This window comes from Prevotella sp. HMSC077E09 (genome assembly GCF_001814685.1).
Taxonomy (GTDB): domain Bacteria; phylum Bacteroidota; class Bacteroidia; order Bacteroidales; family Bacteroidaceae; genus Prevotella; species Prevotella oris.
In genome coordinates, this window is the sequence record NZ_KV817587.1 from 1 (window position 1) to 1498 (window position 1498).

Annotated in this window: 2 protein-coding genes; both read right to left on the minus strand. The window is 44.4% G+C overall.

The window, feature by feature from the left end; genetic code table 11:
* Positions 1–137: 137 nt before the first annotated feature.
* Positions 138–452 (minus strand): helix-turn-helix domain-containing protein, encoded by a 315-nt coding sequence (locus HMPREF2983_RS11045; RefSeq protein WP_070668398.1) that lies wholly within the window; start codon positions 450–452, stop codon positions 138–140.
* Between the two features lie 20 nt (positions 453–472).
* A complete protein-coding gene (locus tag HMPREF2983_RS11050; RefSeq protein ID WP_070668401.1) occupies positions 473–742 on the minus strand; it encodes a helix-turn-helix domain-containing protein in 270 nt (89 codons plus the stop codon).
* Between the last annotated feature and the right edge of the window lie 756 nt (positions 743–1498).

The following is a 1498-nucleotide window of genomic DNA, read 5'->3' on the forward strand; positions in this document are numbered from 1 at the left end:
AGGCTCAAATCTTTTCTTTTCCTCTTCATAATCTGCGGACTGGTCAAAATCGGGCAACTCTTCGGGCTTGCGGAGCTTAACTCCATAATTGCCCATATCTCGAAGGGCTTGTTCCAGACGTTGTTTCCTTTGTTCATCTATTCTTGCCATAATTTTTTGGGTATTAGGTTATAATGCCTTTCAAGCATTGTCTGTATGTCGCTCTGCTTGTATAGTATTTTCCCTCCGATTTTGTAGAAAGGAAGCATTCCTGCATTTCTGTACTCTTGGAGCGTACGTGTGCTGAGCCGTAAGTGGCTGCACACTTCCTCGCTCGAAAGGTAAACCTCACCATTCAGTATCGGGCGGGCTGTGGAGCAATACCGCCCCAACTTCTTCAATGTGCCCTCCATCAGTTGTGAAAACAACTGCATCTGAGGGTCTTCCTGCGTAATGATTTCATTCTCTGCCATAATTCATTCTTTCTTTGATTTCAATCCTTGACTGCATTCAGCAATTCACTGATGTCGGTCTGTTTGTAATAACACTTGTGCCCAATCATGGAGAAAGGGATTTTTCCCGTATCTCGGTATGATTGCAGGGTACGCTTGCTGATGCCTAAACGCTTGCACACGGCTTCGTTGTCGAGCCATTGCTCGGTCTCAGGAGGATTACCGATGAGTTTCTCCACACGATGGATAAAGTCTGCAAATTCGGAGCGATGTCGCTCCCACGCTTTGCGGTCGATGATAATGAGTTTCATTGCCTTAATTTTGTTTTGATTACTTTATTGTTACTCAGCAAACAAACTGTTATGCAGTCCATTGCCGTACTTCTCGGGTGCAAAAGTAAACCCTCGGAAGCACCGCTGCAAGAAATGAGGAAAAGCAGGGAAATAGAGAGAAAACAAGAGAAAAGACCAAAGGAAATTCATCTGTGTTATTGCGGTAATGAGATGAGGTGCCAGCTCGTTCCTTTTATTATTTTATTATTTTGTTGTTTTATCGATAATTCGATAGTTCGACAAATCGAGATGTCGAAGTGTCGATAGATAGTTTTATCGATAGATTATTTTGACGATATATAGTTTTGACAACAGATAGTCATGACACCAAATTGTACAAACAATAGATAGTCCGTATTATCGTCAGTCCTATCTGTTGTTAGTTGTTACGCCTTGCGTCCAAAGAGCCTGAGTATGCCGTATTCTTGTCGTGCCTATACTCTCTACGGCAGCCCAGCCCTGCAAGGTTGGGAGAGATGAATACGACCGCATGGATATAGAAAATGGCAATACCACCTTGAAACAGAAAAATCCTGCAGTGGAGATTCTTCTCTCCATCCGCAGGAATCGACCTTGTCAGGGCAGATAGGCTACCGTTGTACCTTTGCACGATAAGAAACGGCTTCAGGGGCTTTGCGTCTGCCTTTGCCTACAACGCCTTTGGGCTTGCTTCCTCCGTCAGTCTGACCGTTGGCAGATTGTTGCTCTCGATGAGCAGCACTATCGTGCCTGTGA